The 16,356-nt window shown below is 67.5% G+C and carries 17 protein-coding genes; 11 read left to right on the top strand and 6 right to left on the bottom strand.

All coding sequences use genetic code 11. The annotated features are described in order from the left end of the window. Positions 1 to 13: 13 nt before the first annotated feature. The gene (locus tag TSH64_RS25995) at positions 14 to 322 is read right to left on the bottom strand and encodes a succinate dehydrogenase assembly factor 2 (RefSeq protein ID WP_109449477.1); all 309 of its coding nucleotides are present in this window, start codon (positions 320 to 322) and stop codon (positions 14 to 16) included. A gap of 268 nt (positions 323 to 590) precedes the next feature. Here TSH64_RS25995 and sugE point away from each other — a divergent pair, with 268 nt between their 5' ends. Beyond that, positions 591 to 908, top strand: a complete 318-nt coding sequence (sugE, locus tag TSH64_RS25990) for a quaternary ammonium compound efflux SMR transporter SugE (protein WP_098740076.1) — start codon at positions 591 to 593, stop codon at positions 906 to 908. Between the two features lie 13 nt (positions 909 to 921). Here the strand turns inward: sugE and TSH64_RS25985 are convergent, their stop codons facing one another. The 4 genes from TSH64_RS25985 to tldD form a co-directional block, all read right to left on the bottom strand. Then, positions 922 to 1,461 carry an ACT domain-containing protein gene (locus TSH64_RS25985; protein ID WP_109449475.1) on the bottom strand — a complete coding sequence of 180 codons (540 nt, stop codon included), beginning with the start codon at positions 1,459 to 1,461 and terminating at the stop codon, positions 922 to 924. 109 nt (positions 1,462 to 1,570) lie between these two features. Beyond that, positions 1,571 to 1,858, bottom strand: a complete 288-nt coding sequence (locus TSH64_RS25980) for an immunity protein Tsi6 family protein (protein ID WP_109449473.1) — start codon at positions 1,856 to 1,858, stop codon at positions 1,571 to 1,573. 47 nt (positions 1,859 to 1,905) lie between these two features. Further along, positions 1,906 to 2,466 (bottom strand): polymorphic toxin type 46 domain-containing protein, encoded by a 561-nt coding sequence (locus TSH64_RS25975; protein WP_109449471.1) that lies wholly within the window; start codon positions 2,464 to 2,466, stop codon positions 1,906 to 1,908. A gap of 149 nt (positions 2,467 to 2,615) precedes the next feature. Further along, positions 2,616 to 4,049, bottom strand: a complete 1,434-nt coding sequence (tldD, locus tag TSH64_RS25970; RefSeq protein ID WP_109449469.1) for a metalloprotease TldD — start codon at positions 4,047 to 4,049, stop codon at positions 2,616 to 2,618. 277 nt (positions 4,050 to 4,326) lie between these two features. Between tldD and TSH64_RS25965 the strand changes: the two genes are divergently transcribed. From TSH64_RS25965 to TSH64_RS25920, 10 genes are all read left to right on the top strand, one after another. After that, a complete protein-coding gene (locus TSH64_RS25965) occupies positions 4,327 to 5,706 on the top strand; it encodes a DUF3422 domain-containing protein (RefSeq protein WP_109453044.1) in 1,380 nt (459 codons plus the stop codon). A gap of 572 nt (positions 5,707 to 6,278) precedes the next feature. Next, positions 6,279 to 7,127, top strand: a complete 849-nt coding sequence (gene coxB, locus TSH64_RS25960; RefSeq protein WP_109449467.1) for a cytochrome c oxidase subunit II — start codon at positions 6,279 to 6,281, stop codon at positions 7,125 to 7,127. Positions 7,128 to 7,246: 119 nt separating this feature from the next. Next, positions 7,247 to 8,866: a cytochrome c oxidase subunit I gene (gene ctaD, locus TSH64_RS25955; RefSeq protein ID WP_098740070.1), complete on the top strand. Its 1,620-nt coding sequence runs from the start codon at positions 7,247 to 7,249 to the stop codon at positions 8,864 to 8,866. 151 nt (positions 8,867 to 9,017) lie between these two features. Continuing rightward, the gene (gene cyoE, locus TSH64_RS25950; protein WP_109449465.1) at positions 9,018 to 9,929 is read left to right on the top strand and encodes a heme o synthase; all 912 of its coding nucleotides are present in this window, start codon (positions 9,018 to 9,020) and stop codon (positions 9,927 to 9,929) included. Continuing rightward, positions 9,926 to 10,111 carry a hypothetical protein gene (locus TSH64_RS25945; protein ID WP_109449463.1) on the top strand — a complete coding sequence of 62 codons (186 nt, stop codon included), beginning with the start codon at positions 9,926 to 9,928 and terminating at the stop codon, positions 10,109 to 10,111. The genes cyoE and TSH64_RS25945 overlap by 4 nt, the downstream gene beginning before the upstream one ends. Further along, positions 10,111 to 10,773 carry a cytochrome c oxidase assembly protein gene (locus TSH64_RS25940; protein WP_247873153.1) on the top strand — a complete coding sequence of 221 codons (663 nt, stop codon included), beginning with the start codon at positions 10,111 to 10,113 and terminating at the stop codon, positions 10,771 to 10,773. Before TSH64_RS25945 ends, TSH64_RS25940 begins: the two co-directional genes overlap by 1 nt. A gap of 21 nt (positions 10,774 to 10,794) precedes the next feature. Further along, on the top strand, positions 10,795 to 11,670 hold the full coding sequence (locus TSH64_RS25935) for a cytochrome c oxidase subunit 3 (protein ID WP_199237668.1): 876 nt from the start codon (positions 10,795 to 10,797) through the stop codon (positions 11,668 to 11,670). A gap of 72 nt (positions 11,671 to 11,742) precedes the next feature. Further along, the gene (locus tag TSH64_RS25930; protein ID WP_109449459.1) at positions 11,743 to 12,114 is read left to right on the top strand and encodes a DUF983 domain-containing protein; all 372 of its coding nucleotides are present in this window, start codon (positions 11,743 to 11,745) and stop codon (positions 12,112 to 12,114) included. Next, a complete protein-coding gene (locus tag TSH64_RS25925; RefSeq protein WP_109449457.1) occupies positions 12,111 to 12,935 on the top strand; it encodes an SURF1 family protein in 825 nt (274 codons plus the stop codon). The genes TSH64_RS25930 and TSH64_RS25925 overlap by 4 nt, the downstream gene beginning before the upstream one ends. Further along, positions 12,913 to 14,400 (top strand): carboxypeptidase M32, encoded by a 1,488-nt coding sequence (locus TSH64_RS25920; RefSeq protein WP_109449455.1) that lies wholly within the window; start codon positions 12,913 to 12,915, stop codon positions 14,398 to 14,400. The genes TSH64_RS25925 and TSH64_RS25920 overlap by 23 nt, the downstream gene beginning before the upstream one ends. Positions 14,401 to 14,813: 413 nt before the next feature. Here TSH64_RS25920 and trpE read toward each other — a convergent pair whose 3' ends face one another. Then, complete coding sequence (gene trpE, locus TSH64_RS25915; protein WP_109449453.1) at positions 14,814 to 16,325, bottom strand: anthranilate synthase component I; 1,512 nt, start codon at positions 16,323 to 16,325, stop codon at positions 14,814 to 14,816. Positions 16,326 to 16,356 lie beyond the last annotated feature (31 nt).

Raw genomic sequence — 16,356 nt, 5'->3', positions numbered from 1 at the left:
TGACCGGGCTCCGTCAGGAGCCTTGACGTGGTGTGTAACGGAACGCCGTCAACAGGCGCATCACGTCAGTGTCATGCTCCGCCGAGACCGGCTCGCGCCCCGACATCCAGTCGTAGAGGTCGGGATCGCTAAGCTCCAGCAGCGCCTCGAAGCGGTCGAGCATGGCGTGGTCGAAGTCGCCGACATGGGCGTCGGCGAAGCTGCCCATCAGCAGGTCCATCTCGCGCGTGCCGCGGTGCCAGGAGCGGAAGCGCAGCCGCTTGCGCCGGTTTTCGATCGATTCGGCCTTCTCGGGAGCCGGTGCGGTACCGTTTTCGGTCATTGCAGTCCAACGTCGAAAGCCCCCAGCGCCACCAGCGGCGAAGGGGGGAACCATTCAGGAACCCCATCCTGCACGGGCCGGCGTGGCGATGCAACATTCCCCGCCCGTCCTGACCCTGCCGTCTTGACCCTGCCGTCTTGACCCAGCCGTCTTGACGGGGCATGCCGCCTGTCCTATCTGCGGTCAGGCCCGCGGGGACGACCCCGCCGATTTGCAGAGGCCAACCGGGTGGGGACGACCCCGCCATTCCAGGACGGAGGGTACCGTCATGGCGTGGGTCACGCTGTTCTTCGCCGGTCTTTTTGAAATCGGTTGGGCCGTCGGCCTGAAATACACCGAAGGCTTCACCCGTCTGGTCCCCAGCGTGCTGACCGCCGCGGCGATGCTGGCAAGCATCCTGCTGCTGGGGGCGGCGCTCAAGACGCTGCCGCTCGGCACCGCCTATGCGGTGTGGACGGGCATCGGCACGGTCGGCACCGCCCTGCTCGGCATGATGCTGTTCGGCGAACCCGCCGGCGCGCTGCGTCTGCTCTGCATTGCGGCAATCGTCGGCGGGATCGTCGGGCTGAAAGTCCTGCATGGGTGAGGGGGCAGCCCCCTCACAGCGCCTCCGCCCGGCAGGTCAGCCCCAGCGTTTCCGCGGTGTTGGCCACCGCCGACAGGCAGACCTCCGCCCGCTCCGGCGGGATCGAGACCGAGAAGCGCAGGACATAGCGCTCGCCGGCGCGGTCGGGCAAGGTCTGCGCGTCCAGCCGCACGATGTTGGCGTCGAACTGGGTGAAGATCTCCGACAGGCGGGCGACGAGGCCGGGCTGGTCGCCGCCCGACACCTCGACGCGGTGGGTGACCATGGCCTGCGGGCCCGGCTGGGGATCGAAGGCGAAGGGGGTGACCTTCACCTCGGCGCCGGCCAGGACGGGCAGGGACGACAGGCTGGCCTGGACCTCCGCCACCGTCAGGCCGGCGGGCAGTTCACAGACGGCGGAGAACTCGGCCCCGCTGCCCAGCGAGGCGAAGGTGGCGTCGCGCAGGTTGATGCCCTGGTCGAACAGGTGGCTGGTGATGCCGGAAACCAGCCCGACCCGGTCGGGGCAGAAGGTGGAAACCAGGGCCAGCCCAGCGGTCGATTCCGTCGCCATCGCACATCTCCCGTTTTGATCTTGTTCTCGAGGGGCACGGGTTCGGCCGTGCCGTCCGGAAGGGCGATCATCGAAGCGGGGTGCCGGGAACGCCAGCACAAAATGGCGCTCAGAAACCGAACAGCCGGCGGGTGGCGGCGCTGATGGTATGAAGCTCCGCCGCCAGCGCCGGGTCGGCGTCGTCGACATAATGCGAGGCGAGCAGGCCGAAATTCAGCTCCTCTGCACGGTCGAGCCGCGTGGCCCCGTCCCGCGCCGCCCCATCCACATACTCCAACTGGCGCTGGATGCTGGCCAGCCAGCTGCTGTCCGGTTCCCGCCGCGCCAGCACGGCAACCCCGGCCTGGGCCTGCGCGATGCGGCGGCGCAGTTCGTCGGTGGTGGCGATGTCGGACATGGCGGGGCTCCGGGTGCGATGGAAGGGGTTGCGATTGCGGCGGGGCGTTACTGTACCAGACCGCCGCTGGTGACGCCGGCCTTCACGCTGTTCGGCACCACGACCTGGGCGCAGCCGCCCGCCGTCTGCACGCTGGTGCCGGGGGTGGTCCAGCTGTCGACGATGGGGGCGGCAACCGACTTCAGCCCCTGGCCGGCGGGCAGGACCGCCTTGTACTCGGCCCGGCCGGCGCCGGAGATTCCGAGGCAGTCGGGCGTCGCCGTCACCACGGGCGAGAAGAAGTTGCCGAAGCGGACGCTGTCGTAGCCGGTGCGGACATACTGGTACCAGCCGGTGCCGGCGGCGACGTCGATCACCTCCAGCGGCTTGGAGAAATCGATTCCCTTGGAATCGTCGGCATAGCGGGCGGAAGTGAGATCGGTGGAGGCGTAGAAATAGCTCGCCACCACGACGCGGGCGTTCAGCTGGTCGGCGCTGGCTCCCGGGGCCTTGGCGGCGGCCGCCTGTTCAACGGTCGGGGCGGTCTGGGCATGGCCGGGAAGGGCCGCGGCCAGCGCCAGTCCGAAAGCGAGCGTCGCAGCCTTTAAAATTCGCGAAAACGAATGCATGTGTGATCATCCAATCCGGAAAGTTGAAAAACTCCGGTGTGACGATACCGATGCAATCGGCGGCTCCAAGCCCGAAATACGAAAAGGGCCGGACCGCAGAAGCGATCCGGCCCTTCATCGAGGCTCGGAAAATGTCAGACGCCGCAGCGTCAGGCGGCGGTGCCGCCGACCGTCAGGCCTTCCAGCTTCAGCGTCGGCTGGCCGACGCCGACCGGCACGCCCTGGCCGTCCTTGCCGCAGGTCCCGACACCGGGGTCGAGCCGGCTGTCGTTGCCGATCATCGACACGCGGGTCAGGCTGTCCGGGCCGTTGCCGATCAGGGTGGCGCCCTTCACCGCCGGACCCAGCTTGCCGTCCTCGATCAGGTAGGCTTCGCTGGCCGAGAAGACGAACTTGCCGTTGGTGATGTCCACCTGGCCGCCGCCGAAATTCTTGGCGTAGATGCCCTTCTTGACCGAGGCAATGATCTCGTCCGGGCTGTGGTTGCCGTTGCGCATCACCGTGTTGGTCATGCGCGGCATCGGGTTGTAGGCGAAGCTCTGGCGCCGGCCGTTGCCGGTCGGGCGCATGCCCATCAGGCGGGCGTTCATGCGGTCCTGCATGAAGCCGACCAGGATGCCGTCCTCGATCAGCGTGGTGCACTGGCCGGGCGTGCCCTCGTCGTCGACGCTGATCGAGCCGCGCGAGTTCTCGATGGTGCCGTCATCGACGATGGTGACGCCGGGCGCGGCGATGCGCTGGCCCAGCAGGCCGGAGAAGGCCGAGGTCTTCTTGCGGTTGAAATCGCCCTCCAGCCCGTGGCCGATGGCCTCGTGCAGCAGGATGCCGGGCCAGCCGCTGCCCAGCACCACCGTCATCTCGCCGGCCGGGGCGGGAACCGAGGACAAATTGACCAGAGCCTGCCGCAGCGCCTCGTCGACGAAGCCGCGCCAAGTCTCCGGCTGGATGTAGTGTTCGTAGGTGACGCGGCCGCCGCCACCATAGCCGCCGGTCTCCATCCGGTCGCCCTCGGCCACCACGACCGAGACGTTCAGGCGGACCAGCGGGCGCAGGTCGGCGACACGCACGCCGTCGGCGCGCATGATCTGCACCGCCTGCCATTCGCCGCTGATCGAGCAGCTGACCTGCCGGACGCGCTCGTCCTTGGCGCGGGCATAGGCGTCGATGTCGGCCAGCAGCTTCACCTTCTCCGCGAAGGGGACGAGGTGCAGGGGGTTGTCGGGGATGTAGAGCGCGCGGTTGGTGCCGGCCGGCGGCTCGGCCAGAGTGCCGGCGTGGCCGGCCTGCACGGCGCGCACGGTGGCGGCTGCGCGGCGGATCGCCTCTTCCGACAGGTTGCTGGCATGGGCGTAGCCGGTCGCCTCGCCGGCGATGGCGCGCAGGCCGAAGCCCTGGGTGGTGTCGAAGCTGGCGGATTTCAGCTTCCCATCGTCCCAGCCCAGCGACTCGCTCTGGGCGTATTCAAGATAAAGCTCCCCATCGTCGGCACTGTGCAGGGCGTCCTGCACGACGCCTTCCACGCGGGCGCGGTCCATGCCGGCGCGGTTGAAGAAGAGATCGTCGGTGACGGCAAGCGCGCTCATGAAAACTCCGAACCTGTGATGGGGCGGAACCCGGCCTGCCCGGCCCGCGGGGAGTAGCGGCCTTGTTCCATGGTAGGACACAGTGTCATAGCGGGCGATCTCGCGCCGCACCGTACGATGTGTTCTAACGGACAGACTATAGTGTGGCGACGCTGGCGCGATCCGGCAAGTTCGCCGATGCCCGATTGTGTAACCTGTCGGCGGACGGGCCAGGGAAGACCAGGGGATGGCCACGGAACGGCCAAGTGGGGGCGGTGCTGGGATGGCGGAGGGGATCATGACCGACGGTGCGGCGCGGACGACGACCGATACCCTGAACCGCGCCGGGCCGGGTGGCTCCGGTGCGTCCATCTCCGGCCTGCGCCCGCTGCGCGACCATCCGCTGCGCCAGACGCTCACCAACGAGGTGCATGCCCGCCCGCCGGAGGCGCTGGCCGCCCCGGTGCGCGCCACCATGCTGGCGATGCTGTCGGGCGAAGGGGCGGCGGAGGCCGACCGCCGGCATCTGGAGGCTCTGTGCGACTGGGCCGGCGTTGTCCGTCCGCCGCAGGGCGCCACCCACCACAGCGCCTCCTTCGGCAGCTTTCACCTGAAATGGGAGCGCCACACCGAATTCTCGACCTGGACGGTCTTCCGTCCCAGCGCCATGCCGGCCGGCTCCGTCGTCGATCCCTTCGTCGATCCGGCGCTGCACGCCCTGCCGCGCGACTGGCTGGCCGGGCTGCCGGGCGAACTGCTGGTCGGCATCCATGTCGCCGTGCTCGATCCCGACACGCCCGAACCCTCGGCGAACATGATGGCGGCGATGTTCGGCTCCGAAAGCTATGTCGGCTCGCGAATCGCCGGCCGGTCGGCCACCGCCTGGACCGACTTCCGCATCCATGGCGACGGCTTCTCCCGCATGCTGGTCGCCGACCATTCGATGACGCCGCGCCAGACCGGCCGCGTCGTCCAGCGCCTGCTGGAGATCGAGACCTACCGCGTGCTGGCCCTGCTGGCCCTGCCGATGGCGCGCGGCGTGCTGCCCCGCATCGGCCCGATCGAGGCCGGGCTGGCCGAGGTCACCGCCCGCATCGCCAGCCTGCGCGGCCTTCAGGACGAGCGCGACCTGCTCGACCGCCTGACCCTGCTGGCGGCGCAGACCGAGCAGATCGCCGCCGAGACCGCCTATCGATTCGGTGCTGCCCGTGCCTATCACGAGCTGGTGGAGCGGCGAATCGAGGAGCTGCGCGAGATCCGGATCGAGGGGTTGCAGACCGTCCAGGAGTTCATGGACCGCCGCCTGACCCCGGCGATCCGCACCTGCGAGGCGGTTGAGGAGCGGCTCGATTCGCTGTCGCAGCGCGTCGCGCGGGCCAGCACGCTGCTGCGCACCCGCGTCGAGATCGCGGTGGAAGGGCAGAATGCCGAGCTGCTCCAGTCGATGGACCGCCGCGCGCAGTTGCAGCTTCGCCTGCAGGAAACGGTCGAGGGGCTGTCGGTGGTGGCGATCAGCTACTACCTCGTCGGCATCGTCGGCTATGCGGCCAAGGGCTTGAAAGGCTTCGGTCTCAAGGTCGATCCCGACCTGCTGGTCGGGCTGATGATCCCCATCGTCATCGCCTTCGTCTGGTCGGGTGTCAGGCGGATTCGCAAGGTGCTGGTCGGCGGGCATTGACCGGCGCGGTTGCCGCCCTGTCCAATCTGAATTGAAGGTGCCGCAAACCCTCCCTAGCCGGGCGGGGAAGGGTAGGGGCGCCGTCTATCACCTTCGCGCATCTGGCGGGACGCCCGGACCTTGCCCATCCTCAACTCCTGAGTCGCGCACCGCCGCCGCAACAATCCTGCGCGCCAGGGCCTGAGCGCTGGCATTCATGTCCCGAAGCCAATCCCGAGAAAATCAGCTGGTCCAACGGACTGCGGCGGAATGCCGCATGGCATGCCCCCTGTTTCCGCTCAACCTTTGTTCCCACGGCTCATCTGAATGTGAGGAAAAGTCTATGCAATCGATGGGGCAATCGGTGGGCGAGAGGAAAGGCTTGTAACCCAGCGGGGCACGGGGATAAGCTCCGGCTGCGGGTATATGTCGCGCTAAGATGGCGTGATCCCTGCATAAACTGACGTTCGCTGATAAGCCCAACCATGGACCGCGCGAACAGAAGCCGGTCCGGATCAACAGGGCGGAGGGAGCGTCGGCGGGAGAGACGACCGCGGGCCATGACGAGCGTCGCGGCTAAGAAGGGGTTGGGGATGAGAAGGCAAAGCCTGTACGCCGCCGGCCTGGCGGCGGTCCTGTCGATGGTGGGCGGCTGGAGCAGTGCCGCCCTGGCGAACGAGCCGCGACCGTGGGAAATGGGCATGCAGCCCTCCGCCTCGCCGGTCAAACACCTGATGACCTCGTTCAACGACCTGCTGACCGTCGTCATCACGCTGATCGTGATCTTCGTCGCGGGGCTGATGGCCTACTGCGTCGTCCGGTTCAACGCGAAGAGGAACCCGGTTCCGTCCAAGACCTCGCACCACACGCTGCTCGAGGTCGCCTGGACCGTGGTCCCGGTCATCATCCTGATCGTGATCGCCGTTCCGTCCTTCAAGCTGCTCTACGCGGCGGAACGCATCCCGCAGGCCGACATGACCATCAAGGTGATCGGCCACCAGTGGTACTGGGATTACGAATATCCCGACCACGGCAACATCACCTTCTCCAGCTACATGATCGCCGATGCCGACCTGAAGCCGGGCCAGAAGCGCCTGCTGGAGGTCGACAACCGCGTGGTCGTTCCGGTCAACACCACCATCCGCGTGCTGGTGACGGCGGGCGACGTGATCCATTCCTGGGCGGTTCCCGCCTTCGGCCTGAAGAAGGACGGCGTGCCCGGCCGCATCAACGAGACCTGGTTCAAGGCCGAGCGCGAAGGCGTCTATTACGGCCAGTGCTCCGAGATCTGCGGCACCAACCACGGCTTCATGCCGATCGCGGTTGAGGCCGTGTCTCGGGAAGCGTTCGACGCCTGGGTCGCCAAGGCCAAGACGGCCTACGCTCCTAAGGACGGTGACCGCGACGTGGCGCAGCGCCCGACCGGAACGCTGGTCGAATAAGCGGACTTCGCACAGCCCGCCACAGGGACGACGCGATAAGAAGAACCCAACCCAGCTGCCGGCGCTCCGCGACAGAGCGGAGCGGACGGCGGCCAGGGACAGCGACAAAGGGTAGAGACATGGCAAACGCCACACCGGGACATGGTGAGCATGTGGGAGACCATGGGCACGGGCATGACGATCATCACGTCCCCGGCTTCGTGCAGCGTTGGTTCTATTCGACCAACCACAAGGACATCGGCACGCTCTATCTGATCTTCTCGGTCATCGCCGGGCTGATCGGCGGCCTGTTCTCCGTCATCATGCGGGCGGAGCTTCAGTCGCCGGGGTTGCAGTTCGTCTCCGACGGCCAGATGTGGAACGTGCTGATCACGGCGCACGGCCTGATCATGGTGTTCTTCGTGGTGATGCCGGCGCTGATCGGCGGCTTCGGCAACTGGTTCGTGCCGCTCATGATCGGCGCGCCCGACATGGCCTTCCCGCGCATGAACAACATCAGCTTCTGGCTGATCGTGCCGGCCTTCCTGCTGCTGCTGGGCTCCGCCTTCGTCGGCACCGGTGCCGGCACGGGATGGACGATCTACCCGCCGCTGTCCTCGCCGCTGGGGCACAGCGGGCCGTCGGTCGACATGGCGATCTTCGCCCTGCATCTGGCCGGCGCCAGCTCGATCCTGGGCGCGGTGAACTTCATCACCACCATCTTCAACATGCGCGCCCCGGGCATGACGCTGCACAAGATGCCGCTGTTCGTCTGGGCGATGCTGGTGACGGCCTTCCTGCTGCTGCTGGCGGTGCCGGTTCTGGGCGGCGCCATCACCATGCTGCTGACCGACCGCAACTTCGGCACCACCTTCTTCAACCCCGAAGGCGGCGGCGACCCGATCCTGTTCCAGCACCTGTTCTGGTTCTTCGGCCACCCCGAAGTCTACATCATGATCCTGCCGGCCTTCGGCATCATCAGCCACATCGTGTCGACCTTCTCCAAGAAGCCGGTGTTCGGCTATCTCGGGATGGCCTACGCCATGGTCGCCATCGGCGTGGTCGGCTTCGTCGTGTGGGCGCACCACATGTACACGGTCGGTCTGGACGTCAACACCAAGGCCTACTTCACCGCCGCCACCATGATCATCGCGGTGCCGACCGGCGTGAAGATCTTCTCCTGGATCGCCACCATGTGGGGCGGCTCGATCGAGTTCCGGGTGCCGATGCTGTGGGCGCTGGGCTTCATCTTCCTGTTCACGGTCGGCGGCGTCACCGGCGTGGTGCTGGCGAACGGCGGCCTCGACAACTACATGCACGACACCTACTACGTCGTGGCGCACTTCCACTATGTGCTGTCGCTGGGTGCGGTGTTCTCGATCTTCGCCGGCTGGTACTACTGGATCGGCAAGATGTCGGGGCGCCAGTATCCGGAGTTCTGGGGCAAGGTCCATTTCTACACGACCTTCGTCGGCGTCAACCTGGTGTTCTTCCCGCAGCACTTCCTCGGCCTGTCGGGCATGCCCCGCCGCATCCCGGACTATCCGGATGCCTTCTGGGGCTGGAACATGATCTCGTCGCTGGGCGCCTACCTCTCCTTCGCCTCCACGCTGCTGTTCGTGTGGATCGCCTGGAAGACCCTGCGCAGCGGCGAACGGGTGCCGGGCGCCTATTGGGGCCCGCAGGCCGGCACGCTGGAATGGACGGTCAGCTCGCCGCCCCCGTTCCACGCGTTCGAGACGTTGCCCCAGGTCAAGTAAGCGTGCTAACGGGCGGGCGTCGCCGAGAAGCAGGCCCCCCGTCCGGGAAACAGGACCAGGCCGAGCAGCCCGAACATGGGCGCCGGTGGTGAGGGTGCCGGGGTGACGACTTTTTGTTGGAAGGCCCGGGGTTAGAAGACAAGGACATGATATGACGGACGTGACGAACGAACTGGCGCTCAACCACACAGGGGGCGCGTCGGCCGGTGACTTCATCGAGCTTCTCAAGCCGCGGGTCATGTCGCTTGTGGTCTTCACCGGGCTGGCCGGCATCGTGCTGGCGCCCGGTCACATCCACCCCTTCCTGGCATTGGTCGCCGTCCTGTGCATCGCCGTCGGCGCCGGGGCGTCGGGTGCCATCAACATGTGGTACGACCGCGACATCGACGCGGTGATGACCCGCACGGTGAAGCGCCCGATCCCGTCGGGCCGCGTCGAACCGGCCGAGGCTCTCGGCTTCGGCGTCACCCTGTCGGTGCTGTCGGTGGTGGTGATGGGGCTGGCGGTGAACTGGACCGCCTCGGCGCTGCTGGCGCTGACCATCGGCTTCTATGTCTTCGTCTACACCATGTGGCTGAAGCGCCGGACCCCGCAGAACATCGTGATCGGCGGGGCCGCCGGCGCGTTCCCGCCGATGATCGGCTGGGCCGCCGTGACCGGCAGCGTCGATCTGCCGTCGATTATGCTGTTCCTGCTGATCTTCCTGTGGACGCCGCCGCATTTCTGGGCGCTGGCCCTGTTCCGCAACGGCGACTACACCCGTGCCGGCGTGCCGATGATGCCGGTGGTGGCGGGCGAGGCGGCGACCAAGCGGCAGATGCTGCTCTACACGCTGATCCTGCTGCCGGTGGCGGCTGCGCCGTCCTTCCTCGGCATCGCCGGGCCGGTCTATCTGGCGGCGTCATCGATCCTCGGCCTGATGTTCGTCGGCTGCGCCGTCCGCGTCCTGCGGGCCAGCGACGACAAGCCGGCCAAGAAGATGTTCGGTTTCTCGATCCTGTACCTGTTCCTGCTGTTCGCCGTGATGATGGGCGAGCGGCTTATCCTTGGAGGGTGGGCATGACGGTGATGGAACGCGATGACCTGACCGATACCCGCAACTCCGTCGAAGAGCAGCGCCGGCAGGAAGTTGCCCTGCGGGCTAAAAAGCTGCGCGGGCGCAATCTGGCCGTTCTGGCGGCTTTGCTGGCCCTGGTGGTCCTGTTCTATGCGATCACCGTGGTGCGGATGGGTGGGGCGCACTGATGATACCTCGTGACGGGATGAACGGGCGCGACGACAGGCTGCGCCGCCGCAACCGCCTCGTCCTCGGCACGCTGTTCGGGCTGGTGGCGGGGATGATCGGGCTGACGTATGCGTCGGTCCCGCTCTACAACCTGTTCTGCTCGGTCACCGGTTTCGGCGGCACCACCCAGCGGGCCGAACAGGCCGCGGCGCGTGTCGTCGAGCGCACGGTGACCGTCCGCTTCAACGCCGACACCAACTCCGCCCTTCCCTGGGGCTTCCGGCCGGAACAGAAGGATCTGGTGCTGAAGCTGGGAGAGACCGGTTTCGCCGCCTACCGGGCGGAGAATCGCGGGAAGGCGCCGACCGTCGGCACCGCCGTCTACAACGTCACGCCGGAAAAGGCGGGCGCCTATTTCAACAAGATGCAGTGCTTCTGCTTCACCGAGCAGATTCTCGAACCCGGTCAGGTCGTGGACATGCCGGTGACCTTCTTCGTCGACCCGTCGATGGCCGACGATCCGAACATGGACGACGTGAGCACCATCACGCTGTCCTACACCTTCTTCCGCGCCAAGGACAGCGAGGCCAGGCTGGCACAGCACACGGCCGCCGCATCGACGTCCCCGGCGCCGGGGGCAAGCAAACAAAAGGCGGAGCCGGGGGCGACCGCCACAAACTGAACCATATGGGGTAGTGAGACGATGGCCGACATCACCCACGGGCAAATGCCGCACGCCGAACCGTCAGCCCATGAACCGGGCGCCGGCATCCCGCATCCCTACCATCTGCTGAAGCCGAGCCCCTGGCCGCTGATCGGCGCCTTTTCCGGCGGGCTTCTCGCGACCGGTCTGGTCATCTACATGCATGGCGGCGGCAAGCTGCTGATGATCCTGGGCGTGCTGGCCATCCTGGTGACGATGTTCGGCTGGTGGCGGTCGGTCATCCGCGAGTCGGTGGTCGAGCATGCCCACACCCCGGTGGTGAAGATCGGGCTGCGCTATGGCATGGCGCTGTTCATCGCGTCCGAGGTGATGTTCTTCGCCGCCTTCTTCTGGGCCTTCTTCCATGCGGCGCTGGAGCCGAAGGTGTCGCCGCTCAACCCCGACGCCATCTGGCCGCCGCCCAATGTGCATGTCATCGACGCCTTCGACATGCCGCTGATGATGACGCTGACCCTGCTGCTGTCGGGCGTTACCGTCACCTGGGCCCACCATGCAATCATTGAGGGACAGAACCGCGTGGCAGCGAAGGCGCTGGGCCTGACCGTTCTGCTCGGCGTCCTGTTCAGCTTCTTCCAGGTCTACGAGTACGTCCACGCGTCCTTCAAGTTCACCGACGGCATCTTCCCCTCGACCTTCTACATGGCGACCGGCTTCCACGGCTTCCATGTGCTGGTCGGCACCATCTTCCTGGCGGTGTGCTGGTTCCGGACGAACAAGGGGCACTTCACCCCGGAAAGCCATTTCGGCTTCGAGGCGGCGGCCTGGTACTGGCACTTCGTCGACGTCGTCTGGCTGTTCCTGTTCGTGTCGGTCTACTGGTGGGGCGGTCATGGCGGCGTGGTCGCCGTCCACTGACGCGACCGGTGCCGAGCCGTTCCGGCGGCGGTCTGTATCGCTGCCGGAACGGTCCGGACTGGAGGTGATGGCGTGATCGATCTCTACCCGAGTGTTTCCCCCTTGTCGGCGGGCCTGCGCAGCGTCTGCCCGCGCTGCGGCAAGGGGCGGCTGTACGACGGCTATTTGACCGTCGCGGAGCGCTGCAATGTCTGCGGCCTGGATTTCTCGCAGGTCGACAGCGGCGACGGCCCCGCCGTGTTCCTGATCTTCATCCTGGGCTTCCTCGTGGTTCCGGTCGCACTCTGGGTGTCGATGACGGTGGACTGGCCGCTGTGGCTGCATGCCATCGTCTGGAGCATCGTGGTGCTGGGCCTGACGCTGGGCATGTTGCGGCCGGCCAAGGCCGCTGTGATCGCCCTCCAGTACCGCTATCGCCGCAGCGAAGTGGAGAAGGGCTCTTGAGCGCGACCGCGGTCGAGACGGCAGGGCGGCGACATTTCCGCCCCACGCTGGGAGCGACCTTGGTCACGCTGGCCGGGCTTGCGGTCACCATCGGGCTCGGCACATGGCAGCTGGAACGGCTGCATTGGAAAGAGGAACTGATCGCCCGGATCGCCCGCCAGATGGCCGCGCCGCCGGCACCGCTGCCCGCCCGGATCGACGACCCCGCCGCCTGGGAGTTCCGGCCGGTGACGCTCACCGGGCATTTCCTGACCGACAAGGACCTGCTGGTGATCGCCCGCCCGCACCAGGGGCAGGTCGGCTATGAGGTGCTGACCCCGTTCGAGCGCGCCGATGGGGCCGGCATCCTGCTGGTCAACCGCGGCTTCGTGCCGATGGACCGCCGCGACCCGGCGGCCCGCGCCGCCGCCCGGCTCGAGGGCGAGACGACCGTCAGGGGCATCGTCCGCGTGCCGCAGCCGCCCGGCCTGTTCCAGCCCGGCAACGGCACCCCGGCGCCCGGTTCCGCCTGGATGCGCGCCGATCCGCCGGCGATGGCCGCCGCGCTGTCGCTAAGCGGCCTGGCGCCGGTGGTGGTGGAACTGCTGCCGGGACAAGGGAGCGGTAATGGCGCCGGGCAGGGCGCCGGTTTGCCCGGTGCACCGGCCGGAACCCTGGCGGGGATCGAGCCGCGGGTGGAGCTGCCGAACAACCACTTGCAGTATGCCTTGACCTGGTACGGGCTTGCGGTGACGCTCGCCGGGATCTACGTGCTGTCACAGCGCAAGCGCGCCGACACCGGAACCGACGGACGACCCGATGACCGCATATCAGGAGCTTGAACGCCGCCACGCCCGCATCGCCGCCATCGGTGACGCGCTGGGCATTCTCGGCTGGGACACCCAGACGATCATGCCGGAGGGGGCCAACGACGGCCGGGCGGAGCAGACCGCGACCCTGTCGGTGATCGCCCACGAACTGGCGACCGACCCGCGCATGGGCGATCTGCTGGCCGAGGCGGAGAGCGACGGCAGCCTCGACCCCTGGCAACGCGCCAACCTGCGCGAGATGCGCCGCCACCACATCCAGGCAACCGCCGTTCCCGCCGATCTGGTCGAGGCGACCAGCAAGGCGGTGTCGGTCTGCGAGATGACCTGGCGCGCCGCGCGGGCGGAAAGCGACTATGCCAAGCTGCTGCCCTCGCTGACCGAGGTTCTGGCCCGCGTCCGCGAGGGGGCGGAGGCGCTCGGATCGGTGATGGGGATCAGCGCCTATGACGCGCTGCTCGACAGCCACGATCCGGGCGCGCGGGCGGAGCGGATCGACGCGCTGTTCGCCGACCTGTCCGGCTTCCTGCCCGACCTGATCGGCCGCGTCCTCGACAAGCAGGCGGCGGCGCCGGCGGTGACCGAGCCGCAGGGGCCGTTCCCGGTGGAGAAGCAGCGCGAGCTTGGCGTCCGCATGATGGAGCGGCTGGGCTTCGACTTCCGTCGCGGCCGGTTGGACGTGTCGCTGCATCCCTTCTGCGGCGGGGCGACCGGCGATGTGCGCATCACCACCCGCTATGACGAGGCGAACTTCACCGATGCGCTGATGGGCATCCTGCACGAGACCGGCCATGCGCTGTACGAGCAGAACCGCCCGGCCGCATGGCTGACCCAGCCGGTCGGCCAGTCCCGCGGCATGGCGGTGCATGAGAGCCAGTCGCTGCTGATGGAGATGCAGGCCTGCCGCTCGGCGGAGTTCATCACCTGGCTGGCGCCGGTGGTGCGCGAGACCTTCGGCGGGGAGGGGCCGGCCTGGGAGGCCGACAATCTGCGCCGCCTCTACAGCCGGGTGGAGCGTGGCTTCATCCGCGTCAATGCCGACGAGGTGACCTATCCCGCCCACATCATCCTGCGCTACCGCCTGGAAAAGGCGCTGGTCGCCGGCGACCTGACCCTGCCGGACCTGCCGGGCGCCTGGAACGACGGCATGGCCGAACTCGTCGGCGTGGTCCCGCCGGACGACCGGCTCGGCTGCTTGCAGGACATCCACTGGCCCGGTGGCGGCTGGGGTTATTTCCCCAGCTACACGCTGGGCGCGATGACCGCGGCCCAGCTGTTCGACGCCGCCCGCAGCGCCGATCCGGAGATCGTCCCGGCATTGTCGCGTGGCGAGTTCGCGCCGCTGGTGAACTGGCTGCGGGTGAATGTCCATCAGACCGGCTGCTTCCATGCCTCCGGCGACGATCTGCTGACCGCGGCGACCGGCCGGCCGCTCGACGCATCGGTGTTCAAGCGGCATCTGGAGCGGCGGTATCTCTGACCGTCAACTCGCGGGAGGCGTGCGGAAGCCTCTTGGCAAGCGCGGGAAATGGCTTATCTTTAGGGACAGGTGCATCGAGGCCGGCCAGCCCCGACGCACCCATCCGATCAGCGGTTCAGAAGATCAAGGCACGCCTTGACGATCTGCAACAGCAGGATCAGGAGTGTGAGGATCTTATCCATCCTCGTTTCTCCCTTGTTTGTGTGCGGCGGTGGCGGCCAATCCGCCACCCCGTTCACACAGCCCCACTATAGATGCATGGTTGCGGATGTGTGCGACGCCACCGTCCTGTGGCGTGCATTTTCCTGTGGATAATCCGGATTGGCGGGAGCCGGTCCATTGCCCCGCAACCGTTTCCGCATGAAAAAGGCCGCCCCATGATGCGGCCTTCTTGTTGGGCGTGACGGTGAAGATTACCCGCGCGCGGTGCTGCGCAGGGTCTCCTCCGCGGCGCGGATCAGCGCCATCGACTTGTTGACGGTCTCCTGATACTCGGCTTCCGGGTCGCTGTCGGCGACGACGCCGCCGCCGGCCTGGACATACATCATGCCGTCCTTCAGCACGGCGGTGCGCAGCGCGATGCAGGTGTCCATGGCGCCCGACGCGCCGAAATAGCCGACGCAGCCGGCATAGACGCCGCGGCGGGCCTTCTCCAACTCGTTGATGATCTCCATGGCGCGGACCTTCGGCGCACCGGACACCGTGCCGGCCGGGAAGCCGGCGACCAGCGCGTCGAGCGCATCGAACTTCGGATCGAGGTCGCCCTCGACGTTGGAGACGATGTGCATGACGTGGCTGTAAAGCTCCACGATCATCTTGGACGTCACCTTGACCGTGCCGACCTTCGCCACCCGGCCGACGTCGTTGCGGCCGAGGTCGAGCAGCATCAGGTGTTCGGCCAGCTCCTTCGGATCGCTCAGCAGGTCGGCGGCCAGCGCCTCGTCCTCCGCCGTGGTGGCGCCGCGCTTGCGGGTGCCGGCGATGGGACGGACGGTGACCTTGCCGTCGCGCACGCGGACCAGGATCTCCGGGCTGGAGCCGACGACGGTCAGGTCGCCGAAGTCGCAGTGGAACAGGAAGGGCGACGGGTTGAGGCGGCGCAGCGTGCGGTACAGCGCCAGCGGCGACGGCTTGAAGGGGAAGCGGATGCGCTGGGACGGCACGACCTGGAAGATGTCGCCGGCCCGGATGTACTCCTTCGCCTTCTCCACCATCGCGTGATACTCCTCGCGCGTGGTGTTGGAGGTCCAGGCCAGCGGCAACTCGGTTTCCGCCCGCGGTTCCCGCCGGTAGGGCAGGGGGCGTTCCAGATCGGCCAGCGCGTCGGTCAGCCGCTCCCGCGCGTCGGCGTAGGCGGTGGCGGCATCCTTGCCGGCCTTCGGCCACACCGGGGTCACCAGCGTGATCGAATCGGTGTGGCTGTCGAAGATGGCGACGATGCTGGGCCGGGTCAGGATGGCGTCCGGGATGTTCAGCTCGTCCGGATTGTTGTCCGGCAGCCGCTCCATCAGCCGGACCATGTCGTAGGTCATGTAACCGAACAGGCCGGCGGCCATCGGCGGCAGCGCGTCCGGCAGGTCGATCCGGCTCTCGTTGATCAGCGCGCGCAACTCGTCCAGCGGTGCGTTGTCGAGCGGCTTGTAGGCCTCGCGATCGTGCAGCGCGTCGCGGTTGATCTCCGCCCGGTTGCCGCGCGACCGCCACACCACGTCCGGCTTGAAGCCGATCACCGAATAGCGGTCGCGCCGCGACCCCGCCCCGCGCTCCGCCGATTCCAGCAGGAAGCCGAAGGGACGGCCGTCCGCCAGCTTCATATAGGCGGAGACCGGGGTCTCCAGATCGCTGACCAGCGTGGTCCACACCACCTGCGGCCGACCGGCGGCGTAAGCGGCATCGAAGCTGGTGTTATCGGGCTGGACCTTCACGGCACGAGACCTCTCGGATTGCTGTCGGCTG

The organism is Azospirillum sp. TSH64 (genome assembly GCF_003116035.1).
Taxonomy (GTDB): domain Bacteria; phylum Pseudomonadota; class Alphaproteobacteria; order Azospirillales; family Azospirillaceae; genus Azospirillum.
This window is presented reverse-complemented; position numbering and strand designations above follow the sequence as displayed.